At 66.1% G+C, this 23,929-nt stretch carries 21 protein-coding genes and 2 tRNA genes; 9 read left to right on the top strand and 14 right to left on the bottom strand.

All coding sequences use genetic code 11. The annotated features are described in order from the left end of the window. Positions 1–2: 2 nt before the first annotated feature. From ACFXNW_RS20345 to ACFXNW_RS20310, 8 genes are all read right to left on the bottom strand, one after another. Positions 3–2,330 (bottom strand): hypothetical protein, encoded by a 2,328-nt coding sequence (locus tag ACFXNW_RS20345; RefSeq protein WP_379419274.1) that lies wholly within the window; start codon positions 2,328–2,330, stop codon positions 3–5. A 104-nt stretch (positions 2,331–2,434) separates the two neighbouring features. Continuing rightward, positions 2,435–4,960 carry an ATP-binding protein gene (locus ACFXNW_RS20340; RefSeq protein ID WP_379419273.1) on the bottom strand — a complete coding sequence of 842 codons (2,526 nt, stop codon included), beginning with the start codon at positions 4,958–4,960 and terminating at the stop codon, positions 2,435–2,437. After that, positions 4,960–5,472, bottom strand: coding sequence for a hypothetical protein (locus ACFXNW_RS20335; RefSeq protein ID WP_379419272.1), 513 nt, complete (start codon positions 5,470–5,472; stop codon positions 4,960–4,962). Before ACFXNW_RS20335 ends, ACFXNW_RS20340 begins: the two co-directional genes overlap by 1 nt. Beyond that, positions 5,472–5,732: a hypothetical protein gene (locus tag ACFXNW_RS20330; protein ID WP_014349609.1), complete on the bottom strand. Its 261-nt coding sequence runs from the start codon at positions 5,730–5,732 to the stop codon at positions 5,472–5,474. Before ACFXNW_RS20330 ends, ACFXNW_RS20335 begins: the two co-directional genes overlap by 1 nt. Before the next feature lie 19 nt (positions 5,733–5,751). Then, complete coding sequence (locus ACFXNW_RS20325; protein WP_379419271.1) at positions 5,752–6,750, bottom strand: conjugal transfer protein; 999 nt, start codon at positions 6,748–6,750, stop codon at positions 5,752–5,754. Between the two features lie 66 nt (positions 6,751–6,816). Then, complete coding sequence (locus tag ACFXNW_RS20320) at positions 6,817–7,941, bottom strand: GAF domain-containing protein (protein ID WP_379419270.1); 1,125 nt, start codon at positions 7,939–7,941, stop codon at positions 6,817–6,819. Between the two features lie 329 nt (positions 7,942–8,270). Further along, positions 8,271–9,161: an ROK family protein gene (locus tag ACFXNW_RS20315; RefSeq protein ID WP_379419269.1), complete on the bottom strand. Its 891-nt coding sequence runs from the start codon at positions 9,159–9,161 to the stop codon at positions 8,271–8,273. A 50-nt stretch (positions 9,162–9,211) separates the two neighbouring features. Further along, complete coding sequence (locus tag ACFXNW_RS20310) at positions 9,212–9,664, bottom strand: hypothetical protein (protein WP_379419268.1); 453 nt, start codon at positions 9,662–9,664, stop codon at positions 9,212–9,214. A 275-nt stretch (positions 9,665–9,939) separates the two neighbouring features. Between ACFXNW_RS20310 and ACFXNW_RS20305 the strand changes: the two genes are divergently transcribed. Next, complete coding sequence (locus ACFXNW_RS20305) at positions 9,940–10,659, top strand: MerR family transcriptional regulator (RefSeq protein ID WP_379419267.1); 720 nt, start codon at positions 9,940–9,942, stop codon at positions 10,657–10,659. A 53-nt stretch (positions 10,660–10,712) separates the two neighbouring features. Here ACFXNW_RS20305 and ACFXNW_RS20300 read toward each other — a convergent pair. Both ACFXNW_RS20300 and ACFXNW_RS20295 read right to left on the bottom strand, forming a co-directional pair. After that, a tRNA-Pro gene (locus ACFXNW_RS20300) sits at positions 10,713–10,786 on the bottom strand. A gap of 33 nt (positions 10,787–10,819) precedes the next feature. Next, positions 10,820–10,890, bottom strand: a tRNA-Gly gene (locus tag ACFXNW_RS20295). Between the two features lie 415 nt (positions 10,891–11,305). Between ACFXNW_RS20295 and ACFXNW_RS20290 the strand changes: the two genes are divergently transcribed. Beyond that, the gene (locus ACFXNW_RS20290; RefSeq protein ID WP_379419465.1) at positions 11,306–12,262 is read left to right on the top strand and encodes a diguanylate cyclase domain-containing protein; all 957 of its coding nucleotides are present in this window, start codon (positions 11,306–11,308) and stop codon (positions 12,260–12,262) included. Between the two features lie 87 nt (positions 12,263–12,349). Here the strand turns inward: ACFXNW_RS20290 and ACFXNW_RS20285 are convergent, their stop codons facing one another. Further along, complete coding sequence (locus ACFXNW_RS20285) at positions 12,350–13,147, bottom strand: Fpg/Nei family DNA glycosylase (RefSeq protein WP_379419266.1); 798 nt, start codon at positions 13,145–13,147, stop codon at positions 12,350–12,352. 17 nt (positions 13,148–13,164) lie between these two features. Beyond that, positions 13,165–13,638: a ribose-5-phosphate isomerase gene (locus ACFXNW_RS20280; RefSeq protein WP_379419265.1), complete on the bottom strand. Its 474-nt coding sequence runs from the start codon at positions 13,636–13,638 to the stop codon at positions 13,165–13,167. Positions 13,639–14,008: 370 nt separating this feature from the next. On the opposite strand from ACFXNW_RS20280, the gene ACFXNW_RS20275 reads away from it, so the two are divergent. After that, positions 14,009–14,980 carry a M48 family metallopeptidase gene (locus tag ACFXNW_RS20275; protein WP_379419464.1) on the top strand — a complete coding sequence of 324 codons (972 nt, stop codon included), beginning with the start codon at positions 14,009–14,011 and terminating at the stop codon, positions 14,978–14,980. Here ACFXNW_RS20275 and ACFXNW_RS20270 read toward each other — a convergent pair whose 3' ends face one another. Then, complete coding sequence (locus ACFXNW_RS20270; protein WP_379419264.1) at positions 14,981–15,637, bottom strand: DsbA family protein; 657 nt, start codon at positions 15,635–15,637, stop codon at positions 14,981–14,983. It lies immediately after the preceding gene. Between the two features lie 163 nt (positions 15,638–15,800). Here ACFXNW_RS20270 and ACFXNW_RS20265 point away from each other — a divergent pair, with 163 nt between their 5' ends. From ACFXNW_RS20265 to ACFXNW_RS20255, 3 genes are all read left to right on the top strand, one after another. Beyond that, positions 15,801–17,021 carry an NAD(P)/FAD-dependent oxidoreductase gene (locus ACFXNW_RS20265; protein WP_379419263.1) on the top strand — a complete coding sequence of 407 codons (1,221 nt, stop codon included), beginning with the start codon at positions 15,801–15,803 and terminating at the stop codon, positions 17,019–17,021. A 115-nt stretch (positions 17,022–17,136) separates the two neighbouring features. Next, on the top strand, positions 17,137–17,538 hold the full coding sequence (locus ACFXNW_RS20260) for a YciI family protein (protein ID WP_379419262.1): 402 nt from the start codon (positions 17,137–17,139) through the stop codon (positions 17,536–17,538). Continuing rightward, a complete protein-coding gene (locus ACFXNW_RS20255) occupies positions 17,535–18,755 on the top strand; it encodes an RNA polymerase sigma factor (RefSeq protein ID WP_379419261.1) in 1,221 nt (406 codons plus the stop codon). The genes ACFXNW_RS20260 and ACFXNW_RS20255 overlap by 4 nt, the downstream gene beginning before the upstream one ends. Positions 18,756–18,902: 147 nt before the next feature. On the opposite strand, the gene ACFXNW_RS20250 is transcribed toward ACFXNW_RS20255, so the two are convergent. After that, a complete protein-coding gene (locus ACFXNW_RS20250; protein WP_379419260.1) occupies positions 18,903–19,739 on the bottom strand; it encodes a phosphoribosylaminoimidazolesuccinocarboxamide synthase in 837 nt (278 codons plus the stop codon). Between the two features lie 125 nt (positions 19,740–19,864). On the opposite strand from ACFXNW_RS20250, the gene pepN reads away from it, so the two are divergent. The 3 genes from pepN to ACFXNW_RS20235 all read left to right on the top strand — a co-directional run bounded on the left by pepN (position 19,865) and on the right by ACFXNW_RS20235 (position 23,781). Then, positions 19,865–22,450, top strand: coding sequence for an aminopeptidase N (gene pepN, locus ACFXNW_RS20245; protein WP_379419259.1), 2,586 nt, complete (start codon positions 19,865–19,867; stop codon positions 22,448–22,450). 144 nt (positions 22,451–22,594) lie between these two features. Continuing rightward, on the top strand, positions 22,595–23,197 hold the full coding sequence (locus ACFXNW_RS20240) for a ClpP family protease (protein ID WP_379419258.1): 603 nt from the start codon (positions 22,595–22,597) through the stop codon (positions 23,195–23,197). Further along, positions 23,194–23,781 carry a ClpP family protease gene (locus tag ACFXNW_RS20235; protein WP_379419257.1) on the top strand — a complete coding sequence of 196 codons (588 nt, stop codon included), beginning with the start codon at positions 23,194–23,196 and terminating at the stop codon, positions 23,779–23,781. Before ACFXNW_RS20240 ends, ACFXNW_RS20235 begins: the two co-directional genes overlap by 4 nt. The last annotated feature ends 148 nt before the right edge of the window (positions 23,782–23,929 follow it).

Here is a 23,929-nt window from a genome sequence, read left to right as displayed (position 1 = left end):
GGTCAGGGAATGGGGCGCGGCGGTGCCATATCCGCACCGGTAGCTCCGTCACCATGCGTCTGGCGCTCGAGGCGTCGAGCGTCGGTTACCTGTCGGCGGAGCTCGCGGACACTGGGATGTGTCGCACGAATGTTTTGGCCGGCTTGAATATCGTCGAGCGAAGCTTCGTTGATTCGATCGACCGCATTGAGAATATTCATCGCATAACCATTTTCGATCCAAGACAGCGTTCGCTCCGCGCTGACTTGGTCGCCCCGAGTGCTGGCGAGATTGACCGTTCCGTCGACGGGATTCAGCCCGTCGGCCTGTCGCTGCAGACGCTGGACACCGTGCAGCGTAGGGTTGTCCATATAGTCACGTGCACGGTCCCGTTGAGCATCCGTCAGGGCAACACCACCGCTTCGCTCGGTACGAAGCTGCACAGCTGCCATTTCCAGTGCGTACAGATTGTGTTCGGTCGGATTGCTCTCAAAGGCGCGGGACAAGGCCAACACTCGCGCCATCGGCTTCGCTTTGGCTGGTTCATCCGCCGTGTGCCTCTCTGCGTACACATGGGTGCGGATCGCGTCGTCCATTATCCGCGCATCGGTGAACCCGGACATGGTGAGCGCCGCAAGCAGATCTCCCTCCCCGGCAGCACCTGCGCCCGATGCCCATGAAACCGCGAGCGCGGCGCCACGCGCTGTGTCGATCCCACTCGGAATGTGGATGTGGTCCGGTGTTCGAGTATTCGCCGTGGTGTTCCAACCGCGGCTACGGTCTGCTTCATGCCGCGCAAGACCCTCGGTCGCCGCGTCAGCGAACTGAACCCGATTGAGGAAGCTGGCAGGATACGATTCCGCCATGTGCGGGTGAGTCCAGCCTGCGATCTGGGTCCTTCGCATTCGTTCCGCCCTGCGTGAGGCAGGGTTCAGTGGGTTGACCGCTCCCATGAGCCACGCTGTCGCCGGCGAGTTGTTGAGAGTTGACAATGCGCCCATTCCGGCGAGGACCGCGGCACCAGTACCCATGGAGTTGGTGACCCCTGCCAGCCCCATTCCCGAACCGCCGGAGCCGCCGCCCCCACCGGAGCCACTCTGTCCGCCCTGCATCACGCCCGAGAAGCGATCAGCGATCCACTCGTTGCCCCGGGTCAGGCTGTCGTTCAACCGGCGCAACTGAACGACACCGACGATCTGAATGACGGCGCCGGTTACCAGGACCGTGATTACCTGGCCCCCGGCCTGCTCGAAGATCTTTCCGAGAATCAACAGGTACACGCTGAGGAAGACAGTGTTGATTGCCATCCGAGCACCGGCGATCACACCATCGGCGGCATTGCGCGCCATGAAGGTTTGTGTCGGACCGTAAATGAACCCACCTGCGGCCAGCCCGAAAATCATCATGAAGCCGTGGTAGATGGCGTCGAGCCCAGCCCAGATGATCCGGACGGCCATGTTCGCCGCAAAGTACATCATGATCAGTGCCGACAGCAGGATGAGCAGCCCCGCGCCGACTTGGCCGACAGTCGGCTCTGACGACATCGCATAGGCGGCGCCGTCGCCGCAGTTCTGGAGATTGTCGCGCACGGTATCGCCGCTGCCCGATTGTATACCCGCCGACCATGCTTCTTTGCAGCCTGGATACATATCGACAACGTGGCCGAAATTCCACACCTGCAATGGTTTCCGGGCGAAGTTATCGACCATGTCCGCTTGCATGGTCGCAACAAGCTGGTCTGGATTGATCGCGGTATTGCCCTGTAGCCCGGCTGCTACCGATAGCCCGAGGTTCCTGCCCTGCACAAGTACGCCGTGTGAGGAAAGGATGTCGGCGAGCGGATCCGCCAGGAAAATCGGGCCGATCATCGCGACCCCGACCATCGTCACGATCTGCGCGGTGGCTTTGGCGTGCAGTCCGCGGGCTATGAACACGGCCACGATCACGCCGCCGATCGTTACAGCCGTGACCAGCATGATCGATGTCGCGATCTGACTCGTGAAACTGTGCGCGACTCCGGTCATCACACTGCCGATCAGATCGAGCCAGACGAAGCTCAGCACCCAGCCCACCAGCCATAACACGGCGCCTTCGATGACGATCCAGCCGGCGAAGATCAAGCCGATCACCAGTGCCAGCGCGGCCTTCGCAGGATTGAACAGACTGTTTCCGACGTGGATGACGAACATGTAGTCGGCGAGCTGCACACCCGAGGAGTCTCGGACATCCAAGGCGCTCAACGCGGTGTTGGTCGAGGAACTAGCGGCCAGGTTGCCCGTTCCTGCCGTGGCGATTGCGCCGACCGACCCCGGAAAGACGAAGAGCACCACCATCGCACCGAGCAGCCACACCGTCCATCGCCTGCGCCTGGTGGCACCTACCCACTTCCTGCAGCGCACGGCGACGCTACGGGGACGCCAGCGGTCCGTGTCACAGAGCGCGAGGTCCCATCCGGTCATGGAGTGGCCTGTCGTTCCAGTGCGAACATCTGCTTGGGCCCTGATGCGGTCGGGGTACTGGTAATGGCGGCCGCCCGGTCGGGGCGCGCGGGCCCGAGGACCTTTCCACGCCCGATCCGGTTCAGCGCGTCCCGCATGAACATCTCACCGCGCCGTTCTTCGGGCACTTGCCGTCCCTGCCCTACCGGAGGTGACGTCTCTTCGCGTAACACCTGCAGCATGAATGGCGTTTCCGCCAGATCGACGCCGACCCACTCCAAGCTGTTGCGAGCCAAGGTCTCATCGCGTTGACGGAAGACGAAGCGATTCGGGATGAGGTTGTGTGCCGCACCTTGGAAGTCGGTCGCCGGATCATGGGAAGCCAGCCCGATCGCAGCGAGGTGTTTACGTCCGTCGCGGCTGAAGTCCGAGGTCACCGCCGCACCGACCTGAGTCTGCGTGAAGTGGTGGGCTTCGTCGCCGACCAGCAATCCGAAGCGACCGTTGTCGGAGAGGAACGCTTCACGCGCCGCGACACCGACTAGCTCGTACAGTGCGGTACCCAGCCGCTTGGTCAGCGGCAGACGGTTGTACAGGTGGGGTGTGGTGAGTTCCTCGGCGGTCGGGAGGGCGAGCTTGTGACTGCGCACCACCGTCGCCGCGGCGTCGAGCCGCAGCGGGGGCAGATCGGGGTCGAAAAGGACGGGCACACGATCGACGATCGTGCCCAGCCGTGCGGCCAGGTCGGCGTACTCATCGCCGATGCCCGGATCGTCGCGAAGGCGCCGCGCGACCTTGAACAGGTCGAGGAGACTGTGGATCCCGTGCTCGATAATGCCTTTCGGCGTGAGCAGGCTGCTGACGGCCGCGCCCGCTCCGCTGGTCGGCGAGAGATCAAGCAGCGGCAAGATCGAATCCAGCGCCCGCTCTCCCGCCACTGACGAATCGAACAGGCGCAGGGGATCCAGCGACACCGTCGGATTGGTCAGATCGACGATCACCGCATCGTCGATGGTCGAGGCGAAATGCTCCCACTCCCCCACCTGACTGCGATCCAGCGCCAGAAACTGACCGCCCATGTCATGGACCAGGACCGCCATGAGCTTGAGGAAGTATGACTTGCCCGAACCCAATTCGCCGGTGACCGCGAATGACGCCGACAGGTCGTGCAGCGCCGCTTCCATGATCCCGAAGTGAATCGGCTCGAAGTTCCCCGACAGCAGGTTGACACCGATCACCGGACCGCTGTCATCGCCGATCTGATTGGTGGTGAACGGCACGAAACCCGCCCACATATCCGAGGGGACGATATGCGCGAAATCGTCGTAGGCGCGTCGCGCCGGACTGCCGGGGATCATCATCGACCACAGGTCGACCTGTGCGCCCACCGGGGCGGTCAGATCTACCTGGAACCGCTTATAGCGGCGTTTGATCAGATTGACGGCGTTGAGCGTCGTATCGCGCGAACCGCTTCCGACCGCGATGACCGTGGTGAACGAAACCTCCGATTCGCCGCCGTTCACCTCGAAGTGATTGTTGTACTCACTGAGCAGCTGAGCCTTCGCCATCAGTGTGTTCTGCGCGAACGAAACTTCCTGGTCCCGCTGATCCATCTGCTCGCCCAATCGGCGCAGATTCAGCTCATTGCTCTTGAGCACCTGGTCTGCGGGCCTGGTCGATACCCGGATTCCCCAGTCCACCGTGACGTCGTCGAGTCCCTCGAGGAGGTTGAGGAACTCACTACCACCAGGAAACGACATACCGCCGTACGGGAACGAGAGCGGGGTGAGGATTGTTTGGTAGGAGGGCCAGGCGGCTTCATCTGGTTGAACGACCTTGATCACCGGGCTGAACGAAGGCCGTACCCGACGACCGCTGTCGGCCTGGGCGCCCTCGTCGAGTGCGGCAGAGCGGAACACTGCTGCGGTCGCATCCTCCAGTGCGCCGATCCTGGTGGGTGCGACCGGCTCGCTCAATGCCCCCCGGGCGAGGTAGTGCTCCCATAGCCACTGGAACAGCGCGCCCGGGACCGGCACCGGATCGAAATCATCGCCGATACGCGACAGGATGTCGGCTGCCGTGGAGTCGTAGGAATCCATATCCGCACGAGAAATCGAGGACGGATCGACCGACGCGCCGCTGCTCCACATGCGCGTCAACGCCGACATTGGCGTACCGACGGTGCCCACGGGTATCGAGAGCATATGGATCCGGGTCCGCGGGCGGATCGCCCGTATCCGTTCGTACGCGGCAACGGATTCGACCGCGTAGTCCTCACATTCGTCGAGGTCCACTCCCTCGACCATCTTGCTCAACACGTCGCGGGTATTCAGCTGCGCCTGGATGCCCAGCAGAAGCGAGCCATCGGGCAAATTGTTGATGAGCGCGTGATGAGCGAGCTTCACATCGAACTTGTCGCTGGACTTTCGTAGCCCATAGCCGAGCGGGCTGATGAAGTATGTCGCAGTGACCAAACCCAACGTGGTGAATTGCAGGTTCCCACGGATCGCGGCGGTGGGTTGTAGGTCATAACCCAGACCCATCAGATCGCCTCTGCGGCGGAACCGTTACCCGGGAGAGTCTTCCGGTTGCCATCGACCAGTTCTCGCAACCAGCCACCAGCAGGCAGCGCCGGTTGCGGCCGCGTCTCGCGCGCCGGGCGATCAGGGAAGAACACCACCACCGACTCCGATACGAACACCGTGTTTCGCGAGGATTCCTCGGTCACCGGCATCCCTGACGCGGACACAGGCTTCCGGACGAATACCAACCGGGTGAACCACAGCGCCCGCGAGGTGAGCCGGACCCCCGTATAGGGCACCAACCCGAACAGGAACACTGCCAGGATCGCGACAGCCGTACCGGCCAGGAAAGTGACCGCCGGGTTGACCGGCAGACTCAACGCGAACGTTCCCGTAATCACCATGACAACAACGCCTGCCCCGACCTGCGGCAACGTGTACGGCCCAAACGGCAGCTTCTGTCCGTTCTGTGCCTTCCCCACCACCACCGGAACACGCTTGATCGGCGTGAATACTTTGATGACCTGAGCCATCAGTACGCGCCCACCGGAGAATCCGGGACCACCGTGTTCACTTCCCAGCGAGCGTGGTTGATCAAGGTCGGCAGCAGCCAGATCAGTACCCCGGCAAGGATCGCCGAGCCGGCCACGGTCAGCACCTTGGCCGGGGACAGTTTGGATTTCGCGCCCTCGCTGATGAGGGTTCCGATGCCGATGATGGCGATCAGGATCAGTCCGGCGGCGCGGACGAATTGCAGGATTACCAGCAGGACGCCGGTGAGGTTGCTACCCATAATGGACTCATTTCGCCGATCACTTGTGCGTCGCTGGCGGGATGGCTGCCGCGCTCGACGGCACTGACGTTGTGGGGCCGGCCGCCTGGTCCTTGGAACCTTCGGCGATCACGGCGAGGGGTTGGGCGAGCGCCGGGACCTGGTCCATGGTCTGGACCTGCCATTGGCCGCCATTGTTGATCATGGTCAGCGGATACTCCAGCACGGCCACCTCTCCACCCGCGGCAGTAGGGGTCACTGAGGCCAGTACCCGAATCTGCGAACCACTCTTTCCGCAATTCGTCTCGTCAGCGGTGACCGAGGCGATGCCCACTTTCGTAAACGGCGGCGGTGTCAGCGCCGTGATGCCCGAGGCCTGAGCGATGTATCGCGTGATATCGCCCGAACCGGTCAGATAGGCCGCGAGGAAACCGGAGGCTACCGGATGCACCGGCGCGTCGGCCGGGCAGGTCGTGTTGTAGGTGGTGGCCAGATCGAGCCCGCGCCCGGGCGGGGTCACCGCGCCGGGTAGCCCCAATGCCCGGAGCTTACCGTCGGTCAGCGATACCGCCACCCGGTAGAACTGCCTGGCGCCAGCGGCATTCGCGGTGCCGCCGAGCCGCACCGACACGGTGACAGTCCAGACGTCGAGGCCTCCTTGGACGTCGGTGCGTCGAACGAACACCACGGCTGGGTCTGTCACTTGACGCCCGGTCTTGGGTAGTTGCAGGCGCGAAGGGTCCCCGACGAATTCGGCCAGCCGTTCCTTCTGACCGTCACCTGCACTGAGGTAGGTCACCACGAACTCTTGCGCGAAGGTGCCGGCCAGCTGTGCCCGGCCCACGATCGAGACCGCCTCCTGCCCACGGTTATCAGGCGCGGGCTTGTCGAAGAGAAAGCTGAAGATCGCGTGCCCGCCACCCAGCACGGCCAAGACGGCCAGCACGGCGATCATTGCGTTGTCACGGCGGCGTCGCGCGGCCATCCGGCGAAGCAATGCTTCGCCGGAATCCACCGAGTTACCGGCCAGTGTGCGCACATTCGAAATGGTAGAGAGCATTGCCGATTCCGACTCCAGCATCATTCCCAGGACTGGGGAGCGCGGTCAGAACGCGGCACTGTGATTCTGCCGACCCGCCAGCCAGTGTCGCAGCTGATGGTCGTAACCGATGGGGGTCCGCACGCGATGCACGGGCAGTCCATACCGGGAATCGTCGAGCATCGGCCTCTCGCCGGTGGCACGCACGAGCTGGCCGATGGCGAGATCGCGGTGGCGGGTACCAGGATAGGGATGCAGCAGAAGCGAAGTCGATTGGTAGTCACCGCCGTAGTCGAGCGTGCGCACGGTCAGCCCGGCCGAGTCCCCCGAGAGGAGCCGATCAGCGACCAGCGGCAACCGGGCGCGATCATCGGGATGGAAGACGTCGACCGGCCTGAACAGATAATCCCATCGGATCCATGGCGCCGGATCAGTGAGCCAATGCGCGATGCTGGCGTGCGAGATCTGGATGACCGCCAGATGAGTGCCGGCCCTTCGATGCGCTTCGCGCAGCCCCACATGCTCGAGGGTGGGTGAGCTGACTGTCGTGGTATCGGAGGTGATGTCCTCGATCAGCAACCATGCACCACGCGCCTGCGCGTCCATCCGCGCGCGGATGGTGATGAGCAGTTTCGCCGGGGCGCCGGAGTCGCAGCGGACTGCCGCGTCGAACTGGAGCTTGTCACCAGCTTGCGGCGCGTAGAGCAACGAGAGCACCTCGGCGTGCTGGTCGAATCCGGTAAAGCGGTGGAACACCTCGGCGATCGACACCCGCGGGACGTATTCTTCGGCGACCATGCCCGGCAGCCCGGATATGCCATTGGGCTGGAGGATCATCTGCGCGTCCAGATCCCAAGCCACGCCGACCGCCGGGCGCACCGCCGGAACCTGCTCCGAACCTGGACCGAGCCAGATACGCAGGGCATGCACCTGGCGCGACGGACCGAATACCGGCTTGATCAGCAGTCTGTGTAGTCCGGAAGCGGTCGGAATCGTCAGATCGACGTCTTCGGCCATCTTCTGCGCCGCGTCGATCGCCTCACCGATGCCCCGAGTCGACAAACTGTCATAGAGCGCGGGCGTTTTCGCCAGCATGCGCTGCAAAACGCGTCTCCACCCCGCGAACCCCCGCGCTTCATCCCCCACCGATGCCACCGTCTGAACGTCCGGCGCCAACGTTTCGACCGTCACCCACGGGATCACTGCGCTACTTCCCTCATCCGACTCGCCAAGTACCACGCGCGCGCCTCGGATGGACTCCCGAGGGCACCGTTGTCACACTGCACAATGTACCGTTATACAGCGGGCCGTTCAATGACTTTTGCAAGTCAGTTCACTCAGTGTGCCGCACAACTGGGCGTGAACGTTGCCAAACGAGTGATTCACTTCGCCGGACCCGGAAGGCGGGGCGGTCGAAGTGTGCGTCGCGATACCCGATCGTCGACCGGGTACGGCGTAGTCAACAGTGAACCACGCCTTGTGAATTCCGTGTCACGTGACGGGAGGATTGCGGTATGCGGTCAGCCCTGACCGGACAGGGAGAGCACGCCGGCACCGGAAATAATGGCGTCGTCACCGAGGTCTGATGACAACACACGCAATCCGGGCAGAAAACTGAGCCGCGCATGAGTGGCAACAGCCGCATTCATAGGTTTCCACAGCGCTGAGCCGGGCGCGGCAAGGTTGCCGCTCAGGACTACCAGATCGATGTCCAACAGCGCGGCCACCGAGGAAATCGCCCGACCGAGGGCGGTTCCAGCTCGACTGATCGCGGCGACCGCGACCTCGTGGCCATCCTTGGCGCCCGCGATCAGATCAGCGACTCCGTCACCGTTCCATCCGTTCGCGCGCGCCCAGCGCACGGCCGACTTCCCGCCCGCGACAGCTTCCAGACAACCCCGGCCGCCACAGTCGCAGATGTCGTCGAAGCCGGGGACCAGGACATGGCCGATATTGCCGCCGTTACCGGTCCGGCCGGCTACCGTCAGCCCGCCGACTTGCACCGCACCGATGATCCGCGCCGAGACCGAGATGGACAATGCGTCGGGTACATCGGTGGTGCTCCCGAGAAACCGCTCGGCCAGACCCAGACATACGCCATCGAGAGCGAGCTGGACCAATGCGTCCGGGAACAGCCCCTCCACCGCGTCGACGATGCCGAATCCCGACTGCCAGTCCGAAACATCACTCGGTGCAACGACACCCGCTGCCATATCGATCGGCCCGGTGGAGGCGATGCCAACGCCAACGACGTCGGCACCGGCCGCCACTTCGGCGAGTAGTTCAGCGCACCGATCCCATGCGGCCCGATCCGGCACCGGGATCTCATGGATCTCCACCAGTCCCTCGTCCGGGTCCACGCGGGTGGCCGCGAACCTGGACGTGCCGATTTCCAACGCCACATAGGTCATGAACTACGTTCTCCTACATCATGTTCGGCATGACAACCACTGCCGGACGATCAGTGCCCACCCGTCCCGGTCGGCCGGAGTGGACGGCCTAGCACGAGGTGGCGGCGCGGTGCGCCGGCACCGGGTTCGATCCGGCTCGGACGTGGGCCATTACGGATGATCCGCATCGGACGCTTGTTGTCGAGCGCCGCGACACGATGTTTATCCAAGTCGTCTACCACATGACCGGACGCGTCGTACGCGGTTCCGGCCCAGATCATCGATCGCGGGTAATCGCCACGGGCGATGAGCATTTCCGCCAACTGCTTGCATTGAGCGAGCACCGGGCAGCCGGTACACGTCTGGACCGCGGTCCGCCATGTGTCGGGCGTGCCCGCGTCCAGATCCCAGTTGTCCGGTGTGTCCGCGCACGGTGGCCGTGCGGTGGACCTGGCAGGAATGGTGGCGATCCGCGAGGCCGCGAGATCGTCGCGGTCGAGCAGATCTGTCCGAGCAGTTGTCATGGCAATCTCCGGGAAGCCGAGGACACACTGATAACGACGCGTGTCCGTGGTCGCGCGAGCGCGCTGGGGGATTCGTCGGAGCTGCTCGACAGTCTCCGGAAACCGGCTCGAAAACCGGTCTATCGAACGTTAACCGACCGTTGGTCTAACAGCAAGCGAATCCGCCGCCAAGTAACGGGACGTTGATCAAATCTTTACGATCCGTACCGACATGTAACGGCCCATTTCATCACGTACCGTTTTTCTACGGGGACGATTGTGGTTTCCTAGTAGGCATGGCAGCAGAGGCGGAGTACACGATCGACGAACTGGCGCGGGTAGCCGATACCACCGTGCGCAGCGTGCGCGTGTACCACGAACGGGGGCTCTTGCCGTCACCCGACGTGCGGGGGCGGATCGGATACTACGGGTCCGACCATTTGAATCGGCTGCAGACGATCAGTCGCCTGCTCGGCCGCGGCATGAAGCTCAACGGCATCCGGGAGCTGCTCGATGCCTGGGATCGTGGCGACGGCCTCGCCGATGTGCTCGGTGTCGCCGATCAGCCGCCCGGCGACTTGTCGGACACTCAGCAACCCGCGGCCGAGCCGCAGGAGCGCGAGGCGCCGCCCGAGCTACCGGACTACGTGAAGCAGGCCCTCGCCGCGAGTGACGACCCGCTCGACGCCTACCGGGTCACCAACCCGCGCTGCTGCGACCTCGCGACAAGGCTCAGCGATGCCGGCCTCCCGGTGGACACGACCTTCCAATTCGTCGAGCGGCTGCGCGCCGACTGCGACCGTATCGCCGACCGGTACGCCTCCGAGGTGTTCTACCTGCTGGCCGGCCAGAGCTACGAGCAGTCCGCCCGCACGCCCAAGGACCGCACCAAGCTGGAGACCGATCTGGCCATTGCCCGGCTGATCGCCACCAGGGCCGCTTCCGAGCTCATCGATCAGGCCTTCGCCCGGCATTCGGAACTTCCCGCTGCCCCGATGGCGACCGACGGCATCTAGCCGCGACAGCACAAAGCCCCTGGCCGTTGCATGGGTCAGGGGCTTCTCCGATGTCGGGGTGACAGGATTTGAACCTGCGACCCTCCGCTCCCAAAGCGGATGCGCTACCAAGCTGCGCTACACCCCGTGGCCTCGCCAGGGGCGAGCATTCTGTGTTCTGAGCGGGTGACGGGAATCGAACCCGCACCATCAGCTTGGAAGGCTGAGGTTCTACCATTGAACTACACCCGCAGGCATACGACATCGATGGGATCGCCACGATGTCGTGTGCATCAGCGACTGTACCGAACTCGCGTCCGATAACGCCAATCAGCCCCTCGCCAGGTACGAGGCAGGCAACCGGCAGGCGCTCCGGCGATCTTCGAGCTAACCAGAATTGATGTGTAACACTCGCGGCTGCGCAGCGATCACATACGCGATCGCCCTCTGTTCGGCACCGAGAACTCGTTGCAGAACGGCGTTTTTCGAGGCCGATCGGCTTGCTAGGATCCTTTTTGCCGGACGGGGGTATCTGGAAAGGGGGCGGTGAGCGTGCACCCGACGAGGTGGACCATCCGCGTAGCAGTGAGAACGACCGTGGTGACGCCGGTGTCGGGCTCGGAACGGGGAGCCCGCGCGGAGTCGTCACCTGTGTCCGGTGAGCACCATGCCGGCTGAGGACCGACCACCGGTCGCCGAGACCGCACGGGCATGGGCGCGCACGGTATGCGCCCAGTCCGGTGTCGAGGCGGCCCCACAACAGCTGGAACCTGTTCTGATCGAGATCATCGAGCGCTTGCTCGAACTGGCCGGATCGGAACCGTTTCCCGTGCTGGAAGCCCGAATGCTCGGCGCGCGACTGGCCGAAGCGCCACTGGAACGAATTCGCATGCTGGCGCAGGCCACCCGCACCCTGCTCGGTTTCCGCGCGGGCCCGCCCGGATCGCTCGCCGCGACCCGGTGGCCGTTCGTGGCCAGCCAGGCTATCGACAGCTACGCCCAGGCGCTACAGGAACGCGCACTCGCCCAGCAGGAACAACACATCTCGGCTGCGGTATCGGTGCGAGTGCAGGAGATCGCGGCCCTGCAGCATCGACTACGCCATGAGGCCACCCATGATGCGCTGACCGATCTGGCCAACCGCACGCTGCTGCAGGATCGGGTCCGGTTGATGGCCGCCGACCCGAATCGCGGGGTCGGGCTGCTGCTGATCGATCTGGACCGGTTCAAGCAGATCAACGACGGCTACGGTCATGCCGTCGGTGACGAGGTGCTGGTGGATCTGGCCGGCCGGCTGCGTGAGGTCTGCCCGCCCGATACCGTCATCTGCCGTTATGGCGGCGACGAGTTCGTGCTTGCCACCAACCCTCCCCGCAATAATCTCGGCGATCTCGCGCATCGCATCGTGGCCGCACTGCGGGATCCGGTGTGGTCGTCGGCGGGTCCGGTGCCGGTATCGGCCAGCGTCGGAACCGCGTACTCACCGCCGGGCAGTCCCTGCGATTTCACGGATCTGCTGCGCCGGGCGGACCGGGCGATGTACTCGGCGAAGACCGCGGGCGGGCGCCGATTCGCACTAGCCGACACCGATGAGGCCGAGATCGGGGCGGCCGTCGCCGGGTGAAGAGCCGACACGACACCCGCGAATCATGCGACACGCGGATCGAATTGGCCGGGCCGCCATGAGCGCCGCGAGTAGGCTACGCGGCGCTCAACTCGGTTGACATGTGGGGCACCAGAAGAGATTTCGCCCCTCCAGCACCGAATGAGCAACCGGCGTACCGCAGGTCCGGCACGGTGCGCCCGCACGGCGATAGACATAGGTGCGCGGGCGATCCGGCGCATAGGACGGTTCGCCGTGATCGTGTTCGGCACGCACGACGTGCATCTTGCCGCGGCGCACTCCGACCCGCATCAGCTGCACCAGGTCGGCCCACAGCGCCTCCCATTCGCCGGGGGCCAATGCGGTGCCGGGACGGTGCGGCGCGATGCCGTGCCGGTAGAGGACCTCGGCGCGGTACACGTTGCCGACGCCTGCGATGACCTGCTGATCCATCAGCAGCGATCCGATCGGCCTGCGGGAACGGTGAATCCGCTGCCACGCCCGCTCCGGATCGGCGCCGCGCCGCAGCGGGTCGGGGCCGAGCCGGTCGATCAGTGCGCCGATCTCGGGCGCGGTCAGCACCTCACACGCGGTCGGCCCGCGCAGATCGGTGCCGAACCCGGCTCCGGCCAACCGCATGCGGACCTGACCGACCGGCTCCCCCATCGGGATCGCCGATTCGGTGAAGGTTCCGTACAACCCGAGGTGCACGTGCACGGCCAGACCGGATTCATAGTGGTGCAACAGATGTTTGCCCCACGCCTCCGAGCGGACGAGGACCTGCCGGTCCACTCGCGCCGCACCGCCGGCGAACTTGCCTTGCGGGCTCGACACCCGCACCACACCGCCTGCCAGCCGCTGCTGATGCAGCTTCGCCAAGCGGTGCAGCGTATGACCCTCCGGCACTGTCGAATACGGCCCGTCTACTGGCTGGGCAGCGCGGGCGCGACGCCGGTCTTCTCGTACTCGGCGAGGATGTCGATGCGACGCTGGTGGCGCGCCTCGTCCGACCACGGGGTGCTGACGAACGCGTCGACGATGGCCAGCGCCTCCTCGGTGGAGTGCATCCGGCCGCCGATGCCGATGAGCTGGGCATTGTTGTGCTCACGGGCGAGCTTGGCGGTCTCGACGCTCCAGGCCAGTGCACAGCGCGCGCCGGGAACCTTGTTGGCGGCGATCTGCTCGCCGTTGCCGCTGCCACCGAAAACCAGCCCGAGGCTGCCCGGATCGGCGACGGTGCGCCGCGCCGCCTCGATGCAGAAGGCGGGGTAGTCGTCGAGCGCGTCGTATTCGAGAGCGCCACAGTCGACGACCTCGTGACCCGCCTGCTCGAGATGGGCCTTGACGTGATTCTTCAGTTCGAAACCGGCATGGTCGGCACCAAGGTATACGCGCATGGGGGAAATCCTATCCGCGGCGCGAGGCGCCTCCATCGAGGGTGGTGCCGGGGCCTTGCACAGGCCACTTGCTCCGCCTGTGCAAGGCCCGACGCGGCGTCTCGACGCTCAGTGTGTCGGTGGCCACAGCGGGCTTCGACACCGTCGGCGACCCGGCTCGGCGGGCCCGGACTGAATAGAGTTGGCGACCATGCAACCGATCGATCCTCAGCCGCCGGAGCGTCCGCAGGCCGATCAGTCCGGGGGGCAGCCTGAGTGGTTGCGCAAGCACGCGCCGCAGGGTTCGTCGTCCGGGCCGGAGTCGACTGATGTGCCGCAGCCACCGCAACCCACTCCGCCCACGGTGTATCCGTCGGGTCCGTATCCGGGAATGCCCTATCCGGGCCACCCCTCCCCCGGCTATCCGGCGTACGGATCGGCGCCGGTGCCGCCCGCTATTCCGCCGGCGCGTCAGCCGCGCGGGCTGGCCCCGTTCGGTATGCCCGCACGGCACCTGTGGGAGATCCCGCTGCTCATCGTGGTGGTGGCGTTGACCGGGCTGGCCTACATGTTCGCCGCGCTGCTGCTGGTGTTCGGCAATGTGAACGAATACATTCTGGCGCTGGTGTTCGCGCCGATTCTGATCTGGTTCGGCCGTGGCGTGAACTACGCGACCCAGCGGGTCAACGGCGTGAAGATGTCGCCGAGCCAGTTCCCCGAGGGGTATCGGCTGGTGCAGGAGGCTGCGGCGCGATTCGGCATGGCCAAGGTTCCCGACGCGTACGTGGTGCTCGGCAACGGCCAGATCAACGCCTTCGCCTCCGGTCACGGGTTCCGCCGCTTCGTGGTGGTCTACAGCGACCTGTTCGAAATCGGCGGCGCCGCCCGCGAACCCGACGCGCTCGCGTTCATCATCGGCCACGAGGTCGGGCATATCGCGGCAGGCCATACCTCGTACTGGCGCCAGCTCGGCATGTTCCTGGTGCCGTTCCTGCCGATCATCGGCAGCTCACTCATCCGCTCACAGGAGTACACCGCCGACAACCACGGCTATTGCAACCGGCACGTGGGTGCACCCGCAGCCATGGGCACCCTGGCCGCGGGCAAGTACATGAACACCATGGTCGGCTTCGACGAGATGGCCGACCGGGCGGCGCAGGAGAAGGGCTTCTTCGTCTGGATCGTCAACGCCTTGTCTTCGCATCCGGTGCTGACCTGGCGGATGTGGGCACTGCGCGATCGCAGCAGGCACGGGCGCCTGTTCTGGCGCCCGAGCCCACCCGCGCAGTTCCCCCCGCCCGGTCAGCACCAGTACGGCCCGTACGGCGAGGTCCCGAGTCTGCCGCCGAAGCCGGTGGCCTGATCAGTCGAAGGCCGGGTCTTCCGTGCGGGTCCGCTTCAGCTCGAAGAAGTGGGGGTAGGACGCGAGCGCGACCACGCCGTCCCAGACCTTGCCCGCGTCCTCGCCACGCGGGATGCGCGACAGGACGGGGCCGAAGAACGCCACGCCGTTGACGTGGATGGTCGGGGTGCCGACGTCCTTGCCGACCTTGTCCATGCCCGCGTGATGGCTTTCGCGCAGCTCCGCGTCGTAGTCGGTGCTCGTGGCGGCCTCGGCCAGTTCGGCGGGCAGGCCGACCTCGGCCAGTGCGTCGGCGATGACGGCGGACAGAGTCTCCGCGGTGGTGTCGCGCTCGTATTCGGCCCTGCGGTCGTGGATCCTGGTGCCCATGGCCGTGTAGAGCGGGGCGAGAACTTTGTCGCCGTGCTCGCGCGCCGCGGCGATGGCCACCCGCACCGGGCCCCAGCCGCTGGCCATCAGCTCCTGGTATTCCGGCGGCAGGTCGCGACCTTCGTTCAGCACGGCCAGGCTCATGACGTGGAAGCGGACCTCGATATCGCGCACCTGCTCGACCTCGAGAATCCACCGCGAGGTGATCCAGCACCACGGGCACAGCGGGTCGAACCAGAAGTCGGCGACGTCTTTCTGCTCGGTGTCTCCGGTGCTGGTGTTGCTCACGTCGATTCCTCTCGATCGCAGACTCGTTGCAGCGGCGCTGCCGCTGTCGTACCGAGCAACCATCGACCGGCCCGATTCGTTCCCGGATTCGGCGAACCGGCATCGCACACCGACCTAAGCTGAGGTTCGAGGAGCTCGATTCGCCTGGCGATAGGAGTCCACTATGACCTCTGCGCAACACTTCGTCGTCGTCGGTGGCGGTCTCGCCGGCGCCAAGATCGCGCAAGCGTTGCGCGACAACGACTTCGACGGCACCGTCACCGTTCTCTGTGACGAGGAGCATCTGCCCTACGAGCGACCGCCGCTGTCGAAGGAGCATCTGGCCGGGAAGAAGGCCTTCGACGACTTCACCGTCGAGGACAAGCCCTGGTACCGCGACCATCACGTGGATCTGAGGCTCGGTACCGCCGTCACCGCGATCGATCCGGCCGCCAAGACGGTGACGCTGCCCGATGGCTCCACCCTGCCGTACGACAAGCTGGCATTGGCCACCGGCGCCACCCCGCGCCGACTGCCCATCCCTGGGGCGGACGCGCCGAATGTGTACACCCTGCGCACCATCGACGACTCCGACACCCTCATCGAGTTGTTCCGCAGCGCGAAGCGACTGGCCATCATCGGTGCGGGCTGGATCGGGCTCGAGGTCGCCGCTGCGGCACGGGACGCGGGTGTGGAGGTGACGATCGTCGAGGCGGCCGACGCGCCCCTGCTCAATGCGCTCGGGCCCGAGATGGGTGCCGTTTTCGCCGATCTGCACCGCGCGCACGGCGTGGACCTGCGCTTCGGCGTACAGGTCGCCGAGATCCTCACCCACGACGAGATCGCCCTCGGTGTGCGGCTCGGCGACAGCACCGTCATCGAGGCGGACGCCATTCTGGTCGCGGTCGGCGCCAGGCCGAATATCGAGCTCGCGGCCGATGCCGGGCTCGCCGTCGACGGCGGCGTGCTGGTGGACGCGGGCCTGACCACCAGCGATCCCGACATCGTCGCGGTGGGCGATATCGCCGAACAGGACCATCCGGTGCTTGGCCGCCGCATTCGGGTGGAGCATTGGGCGAACGCGCTGAACCAGCCCGCGGTCGCCGCGGCGAGCATGCTCGGCAAGAACGCGGCCTACGACCGGCTGCCGTACTTCTTCACCGACCAGTACGACCTCGGGATGGAGTACACCGGCTACGTCGCGCCCGGCGCCTACGAGCGGGTCGTGGTGCGCGGTGACCTGGCCACCCGCGAGTTCGTGGCGTTCTGGCTCGACGGCGCGAACCGGGTGCTCGCCGGGATGAATGTCAACGTCTGGGATGTCACCGACCGGATCAAGCAGCTGATTCTCGCGGGGGAACCGGTGGATCCGGACCGGCTGGCCGACACCTCCGTCCCCTTCTGACCACCACTGTGACGCACACAACAACCGCTACGGCCGAACTGTGTCGTAACTGCCGACCCGGCTCCGACCTGTTCACGAGAGCGTCACCGAACGCACTGAGAACAGGGAGCCCGATATGAAGTACATGCTGGTCAAGACCTACGGCCGCACCGCCAACTGCGATACCCCGATGAACGAGTGGGCGCCGGAGGACATCCAGGCGCATATCGATTTCCAGCGCGCCCTCGGCGGGAAGCTGGCCGCAGCGGGTGAGCTGGTCGACGCACAGGGCCTGGCCGGACCGGAGGAAGCGCGGATCGTGAGTTCCGACGGCCGCACGGCGCCCGTGGTCACCGACGGGCCGTTCCCGGAGACGAAGGAGTTCCTGGCCGGGTACTGGATCGTCGATGTGGACAGCCCCGAACGCGCGCTGGAGATCGCCGCCGAAGCGTCGGCCGCTCCCGGACCGGGTGGTGTACCGATCGGTGAGTACATCGAGGTGCGTGCGGTGATGAGCGCACCCGACGTCGACCGGTGATCATCGCCGATCGCGAGGTCGAGGACCTGCTGCGCGAGCTCGCGCCGCAAGTCCTCGCCGTATTGGTCCGCAGGTTCGGCGATTTCACCACCGCCGAGGACGCTGTGCAGGAGGCGCTACTCGCTGCCGCCACCCAGTGGCCCGCCGAGGGCAGGCCGGAGAATCCGCGCGGTTGGCTCATTCAGGTCGCGCAGCGGCGGATGGCCGATGCCGTGCGCGCCGAGGTCGCCCGGCGCAACCGGGAGTCCGTCGTCGCGCTGCGCGAGGCCGAGCCCACCGAAGCCATCACCGACCAGGACGACTCGCTGATGCTGTTGTTCCTGTGCTGCCATCCGGCGCTTCCACCGGCGAGCGCGATCGCACTCACATTGCGCGCAGTGGGCGGGCTGACCACCGCTGAGATCGCGCGGGCGTTCCTGCTGCCGGAGGCGACCATGGCCCAGCGCATCACCCGGGCCAAGAAGCGGCTGGCCGGCCTCGATCGGCCGTTCGCTCCCCCCGGCGACGATGAGTGGCGCGGACGCCTCGATGCCGTGCTGCATGTGCTGTATCTGATCTTCACCGAGGGCCACACCGCGGTCTCCGGCGTCCGGCTGCGGCGCGCGGACCTGTCCGCCGAGGCGATCCGGTTGACGCGCGCGGTGTATCGGATGATGCCCGACGATCCCGAGGTCGGCGGCCTGCTCGCCCTCATGCTGTTGACCGATGCCCGGCGCGACGCCCGCACCGGGCAACACGGCGAGCTGATCCCGCTGGCCGAACAGGACCGGAGCCGGTGGGACCGCGTGGCGATCACCGAAGGTGTCCGGATGACGACGGCCACCCTGGATCACGGGCTCGTCGGCTCGTATCAGATACAGGCCGCGATCGCGGTACTGCACGCACAGGCGACGTCGACCGAGGACACCGATTGGGGGCGAGTCCTGTCGCTGTATCTGCTGCTGGAGCGCATCGCACCCAACCCGATGGTGACGTTGAACCGCGCGATCGCCACCGCCATGGTTCGAGGACCGGCCGCCGGGCTGACGCTCACCGACACCGTCGCCGATGCGCTCGCAGACAGCCATAGGCTCGACGCAGTCCGCGGCCACCTCCACGAGATGGCCGGCGATGCGGAGGCCGCCATCTCCGACTACACCGCCGCTGCCGGCCGCACCACGAACGGGGCCGAACGCGACTATTTGATGATTCGCGCCGCTCGGCTGCGCCACCGCTGAGTGTCTCGGCCGAGAGCAGCGCGCCCGCGCTCGACGGCAACTCGGCCGGGGTGGTGTGCGGTAGGTCGGGCAACCGATGCGGCTACACGCTCGGACCCGCTGCCTCGCCCGGCTGTCCTGGCCTGCTGCCGACCGACCGGATCGCGCTCAGCCCGCCGAGCCGGACCACTTCTGACCGGTGATGAGCTCGTAGGCCTCCATGTACTTCTGCCGGGTAACCGTGACGATGTCGGCGGGGATCTCCGGGCCGGGCGGTTCCTTGTCCCAGCCGGTCGAGGTGGACCAGTCGCGGACGAACTGCTTGTCGAAGGAGCGCTGCGGACGGCCCGGTTCCCATTCATCGGCAGGCCAGAACCGCGACGAATCGGAGGTAAGCACCTCGTCACCGAGGGTGAGGGTGTCACCGTCCCAGCCGAACTCGAGCTTGGTGTCGGCCACGATCACGCCGCGCTCGGCGGCGTGAGCAGCCCCGCGGGAGTAGACGCCGAGGGTGAGCTCGCGCAGCCGCTCCGCGACCTCGCGGCCCTCCTGGTCGACCACATCGGCGAAGCTGATCGCCTCATCGTGGCCCTCGGCGGCCTTGGTGGAAGGGGTGAAGATCGGCTCGGGCAGCCGGTCGCCGTCGCGCAGTCCGGGCGGCAGCGCAATACCGGACACGGTCCCGCTCTGCTGGTACTCCTTCAGCCCCGACCCGGTGAGGTAGCCGCGGGCGATGCATTCGACCTGGACCATCCGCAGCGGTTTCACCCGGATCGCACGAGCGCCGAACTCGGCGGGCACGTCGGTGGTCGACAGCACATGGTTGGGTACGTCGGCGAAGAACTGGAACCACCAGTTCGACAGCTGGGTCAGCAGCGAGCCCTTGTCCGGGATCGGAGTGGGAAGCACCACGTCGTAGACCGACACCCGATCGGAGGCGACGAGCAGCAGGGTGTCGCCGTCCTCGTACAGGTCGCGCACCTTCCCGGCGTGCACATGCTTCACGTCGCAGCTCCGATCGTCGGTCGATGGTTCTCGGTGCGGAATTTACTTCCGCGCGGGCAACCTTACCGACGTGGCATTGTGGGAAACGCCGTGCCCGTTTCAGTTCTTCGACCAGAAGGAGTCCGATGTCCGCACCGAACCTCACCCGTGAACAGGCGATCGAGCGCGCCGCGACCGTCTCGGTCGACAATTACCGTATCGAGCTCGATCTGACCGACGGGTCGGGCAACCCGGGCGAGCAGACCTTCTTCTCCCGTAGCACCGTCAGCTTCACCGCGACGCCGGGAGCCGCCACGTTCATCGATATCGTCGCGCGCGGCGTCCGGTCGGCGGTGCTGAACGGGACCGCGCTCGATGTCTCCGGCTACGACGAGTCCGCCGGCATCACGCTGACCGACCTCGCGGCCACCAACGAACTCGTGGTCGAGGCCGACTGCGAGTACTCGCACACCGGTGAAGGCCTGCACCGGTTCGTCGACCCGGCCGACGACGCGGTGTACCTGTACTCACAGTTCGAAACCGCCGACGCCAAGCGCATGTTCGCCTGCTTCGACCAGCCCGACCTGAAGGCGACCTTCACCGTCGCCGTGACGGCACCGACCGGCTGGAAGGTGATCTCCAACGGCGCCCCGGTCGACGCCATCATCGCCGCCGACCCGGCCGACCACCTGTTCCGCACCACCCCGAAGATGAGCACCTACCTGGTCGCGCTCATCGCCGGCCCGTACGCACAGTGGACCGACACCTACACCGACGATCACGGCAGCATTCCGCTCGGCATCTACTGCCGCGCCTCGCTGGCCGAACATATGGACGCCGACCGGCTGTTCACCGAGACCAAGCAGGGTTTCGGCTTCTACCACAGCAACTTCGGCGTGCCGTACGCGTTCGGCAAGTACGACCAACTGTTTGTGCCGGAGTTCAATGCGGGCGCTATGGAGAACGCGGGCGCGGTGACGTTCCTGGAGGACTACGTCTTCCGGTCCAAGGTCACCCGCGCCTCCTACGAGCGCCGCGCCGAGACCGTGCTGCACGAGATGGCGCATATGTGGTTCGGCGATCTGGTGACCATGAAGTGGTGGGACGATCTCTGGCTCAACGAATCGTTCGCCACCTTCGCCTCGGTGCTGTGCCAGGCCGAGGCCACCGAATACACCAGCGCCTGGACCACTTTCGCGAATGTGGAGAAGTCCTGGGCCTACCGCCAGGATCAGCTGCCCTCCACCCACCCCATTGCCGCCGACATCCCGGATCTGGCCGCGGTGGAGGTCAACTTCGACGGCATCACCTACGCCAAGGGCGCCAGCGTGCTCAAGCAGCTCGTCGCCTATGTGGGGCTGGAGCCGTTCCTGGCCGGGCTGCGCGCCTACTTCGCCGAACATGCCTACGGCAATGCCACTTTCGATGATCTGCTGGCAGCGCTGGAGAAGTCGTCGGGTCGCGACCTGTCGACCTGGGGCGCGCAGTGGCTCAAGACCACCGGTTTGAACATCATGCGCCCGGAGTTCGAGGTCGACGCCGACGGTAAGTTCAGCGCCTTCACCGTGGTGCAGGAGGGTGCCGCGCCCGGCGCCGGTGAACAGCGCGTACACCGGCTCGCGATCGGCGTCTACGACGATGACGCCGACGGCAAGCTGGTTCGCACGCACCGCGTCGAACTGGACCTCGACGCCGCCGAACGCACCGAGGTCGCCGAGTTGGCCGGCGTCCCCCGCGGCAAGTTCGTCCTGGTCAACGATGACGACCTGACCTACTGCTCGATCCGCCTCGACGCCGATTCCCTCGATGTGCTGATCAACCGCATCGCCGATATCGCCGAACCGTTGCCGCGCACGCTGGCCTGGTCGGCGGCCTGGGAGATGACCCGCCAGGCCGAGCTGCGGGCCCGCGATTTCGTGGCGCTGGTGCAGCGTGGTGTCGGCGCGGAATCCGAGATCGGGGTGGTGCAGCGGCTGCTCATGCAGGCCAACACCACTCTCAACAGCTACGCCGATCCGACGTGGGCCGCCGAGGCCGGCTGGTCCGATTTCGCCAACCGCCTGCTGGAATTGGCCCGCGAGGCCGAGCCCGGCTCGGATCACCAGCTCGCCTTCGTCAACGCGCTGACCGGCGCGAAGCTGTCGGCATGGCACACCGAGGTGTTGCGCGAGCTGCTCGACGGCGACCCGGCTGCGGTCGGGCTGGCCGGGCTGGTCATCGACACCGACCTGCGCTGGCGGATCGTGACGGCGCTTGCGGCGGCGGGTGAGATCGACGCCGACGGTGTGGACACTCCGGCCATCGACGCGGAACTGGCCAACGATCAGACCGCGGCGGGTAAACGGCAGGCGGCAGCGGCGGCTACGGCCCGGCCGATTGCCGAGGTGAAGGAGCACGCGTGGGCGACGGTGATGGGCGACGATTCGGTGCCGAATATCACCGCGCGCTCCATCGTCAACGGGTTCGCGCCCGCAGGCCAGGGTGAGCTGCTGAACTCGTTCGTGGAGCGCTACTTCGCCGAGATCCCCGAGGTCTGGGAACGCCGGTCCAGCGAGGTCGCGCAGACCGTCGTGGTCGGGCTCTACCCGTCCTGGGAGATCAGCGAGGCCGCCGTGGCCAGCGCCGACGAGTTCCTGGCCGACGAGCGCCCGCCCGCACTGGCGCGACTGGTGAGCGAGGGTAAGGCGGGCATCGAGCGTTCGCTGCGCGCCCGCGACTTCGACGCGAAGTAAAGGCGCGCAATACACCGACGGAACAGGCCCGGATCCCACTGGATCCGGGCCTGTTTCGCGTCTACCCGGCCTCGCTGCTGTGAGCAGATCTGCCCAGGGCAGCGTGGCGAGATTTCTCGCACCGGTGCGGGGCACGGTGGAGGCATGGCACACGACGACAAAGCCCCACTGTTCGGCTGGCGGGCACGCGAACAACTCTTCGGCAGGCGCATCCTCGTCCTCGACGGTGGGCTCGACGACGACAACGGCACCCTGCTGATGACCCAGATGCTCACCCTCGCCGCGGAAGACCCGGACGCCGGGATCTCGCTGTGGATCCACTCCCCCGGCGGCTCGGTCCCCACGATGCTCGCCATCCGTGACGTGATGCGGCTGGTGCCCTGCGAGATCTCCACGCTCGCCCTCGGGTTGGCGTGCAGCGCCGGGCAATTCCTGCTCTCGGCAGGCGATCCGGGGCGGCGTTTCGCGCTACCGCACGCCCGCATCCTGATGCATCAGGGTTCGGCGGGTATCGGCGGCAGCGCCGTGGAGGTCGAGGTGCAGGCCGACGACCTGCGCTACACCGTGGAAACGGTCCTCGGGCTCATCGCCGCCGACACCGGGCAGCCCTATGAGCGGATCTACGAGGATTCCCTGCACGACCGCTGGTTCACCGCCACGCAGGCCAAGGAATACGGCTTCATCGACCACATCGTCGAATCGTTCGACCAGGTGGTGCCGCAACGCCAGAAGATCGGAATCTCATGACCAGCTACACCATTCCCAATGTCATCGCCCGGCAGCCTGGCGGCGAGCGGATCATGGATGTCTACTCGCATCTGCTGGCCGAACGGATCGTCTACCTCGGCACGCCGATCGATGCGGGTGTCGCCAACGCGCTCATCGCTCAACTGTTGCATCTCGAGTCGGAGAACCCGGAGCAGGAGATCAACCTCTACATCAACTGCGAGGGCGGCGACCTGCCCGCAATGCTCGCGGTGTACGACACCATGCGGTTCATCAAGGCGCCGGTCGTGACCACCTGTGTCGGTCAGGCCATCGCCGTCGGCGCGGTGCTGCTGGCTGCGGGCGCACCGGGCAGGCGCTCCATGCTGCCGCATGCGCGAGTGGTGCTGCATCAGCCCGCAGGGCGTGGTCAGGGCACGATCCCCGATCTGATTCTGCAGGCCGACGAGCTGGTGCGGATGCGGGCCGCGATCGAGTCGATCCTGTCCCACCACACCGGCAGGCCCACCGAGACGCTGCGGCGTGATACCGACCGTGATCGGGTGTTCACCGCGGCGGCTGCCGTCGATTACGGTCTCGTGGATCAGGTGCTCAACGCACGGTGAGCCAGATTCAGCAGGGTGACGTGCCCGGCCCGCTCCACGTACGAGGGACGTGCACAGGCAGTCCGGTGGCAGCGCCCGGAGCTCCAATGGATGGGCGCCGAGAGTTTCGGCAGGAAGCGAGGGCGTCAGGCGTGCGCGGATCCGCCGG

Origin of the sequence: Nocardia sp. NPDC059180 (assembly GCF_042754945.1) — a bacterium.
In the GTDB taxonomy this organism is placed as follows: domain Bacteria; phylum Actinomycetota; class Actinomycetes; order Mycobacteriales; family Mycobacteriaceae; genus Nocardia.
This window is presented reverse-complemented; position numbering and strand designations above follow the sequence as displayed.

Excerpts from the sequence above, each read along its gene's own strand:
- ACFXNW_RS20240 (WP_379419258.1), top strand. The coding sequence starts at position 22,595 with ATGGCACACGACGACAAAGCCCCACTGTTCGGCTGGCGGGCACGCGAA.
- pepN (WP_379419259.1), top strand. The coding sequence starts at position 19,865 with ATGTCCGCACCGAACCTCACCCGTGAACAGGCGATCGAGCGCGCCGCG.
- ACFXNW_RS20315 (WP_379419269.1), bottom strand. The coding sequence starts at position 9,161 with ATGACCTATGTGGCGTTGGAAATCGGCACGTCCAGGTTCGCGGCCACC.
- ACFXNW_RS20335 (WP_379419272.1), bottom strand. The coding sequence starts at position 5,472 with ATGGCTCAGGTCATCAAAGTATTCACGCCGATCAAGCGTGTTCCGGTG.
- ACFXNW_RS20280 (WP_379419265.1), bottom strand. The coding sequence starts at position 13,638 with ATGCGCGTATACCTTGGTGCCGACCATGCCGGTTTCGAACTGAAGAAT.
- ACFXNW_RS20260 (WP_379419262.1), top strand. The coding sequence starts at position 17,137 with ATGAAGTACATGCTGGTCAAGACCTACGGCCGCACCGCCAACTGCGAT.
- ACFXNW_RS20275 (WP_379419464.1), top strand. The coding sequence starts at position 14,009 with ATGCCCTATCCGGGCCACCCCTCCCCCGGCTATCCGGCGTACGGATCG.
- ACFXNW_RS20330 (WP_014349609.1), bottom strand. The coding sequence starts at position 5,732 with ATGGGTAGCAACCTCACCGGCGTCCTGCTGGTAATCCTGCAATTCGTC.
- ACFXNW_RS20290 (WP_379419465.1), top strand. The coding sequence starts at position 11,306 with ATGCCGGCTGAGGACCGACCACCGGTCGCCGAGACCGCACGGGCATGG.
- ACFXNW_RS20235 (WP_379419257.1), top strand. The coding sequence starts at position 23,194 with ATGACCAGCTACACCATTCCCAATGTCATCGCCCGGCAGCCTGGCGGC.
- ACFXNW_RS20305 (WP_379419267.1), top strand. The coding sequence starts at position 9,940 with ATGGCAGCAGAGGCGGAGTACACGATCGACGAACTGGCGCGGGTAGCC.
- ACFXNW_RS20310 (WP_379419268.1), bottom strand. The coding sequence starts at position 9,664 with ATGACAACTGCTCGGACAGATCTGCTCGACCGCGACGATCTCGCGGCC.
- ACFXNW_RS20340 (WP_379419273.1), bottom strand. The coding sequence starts at position 4,960 with ATGGGTCTGGGTTATGACCTACAACCCACCGCCGCGATCCGTGGGAAC.
- ACFXNW_RS20265 (WP_379419263.1), top strand. The coding sequence starts at position 15,801 with ATGACCTCTGCGCAACACTTCGTCGTCGTCGGTGGCGGTCTCGCCGGC.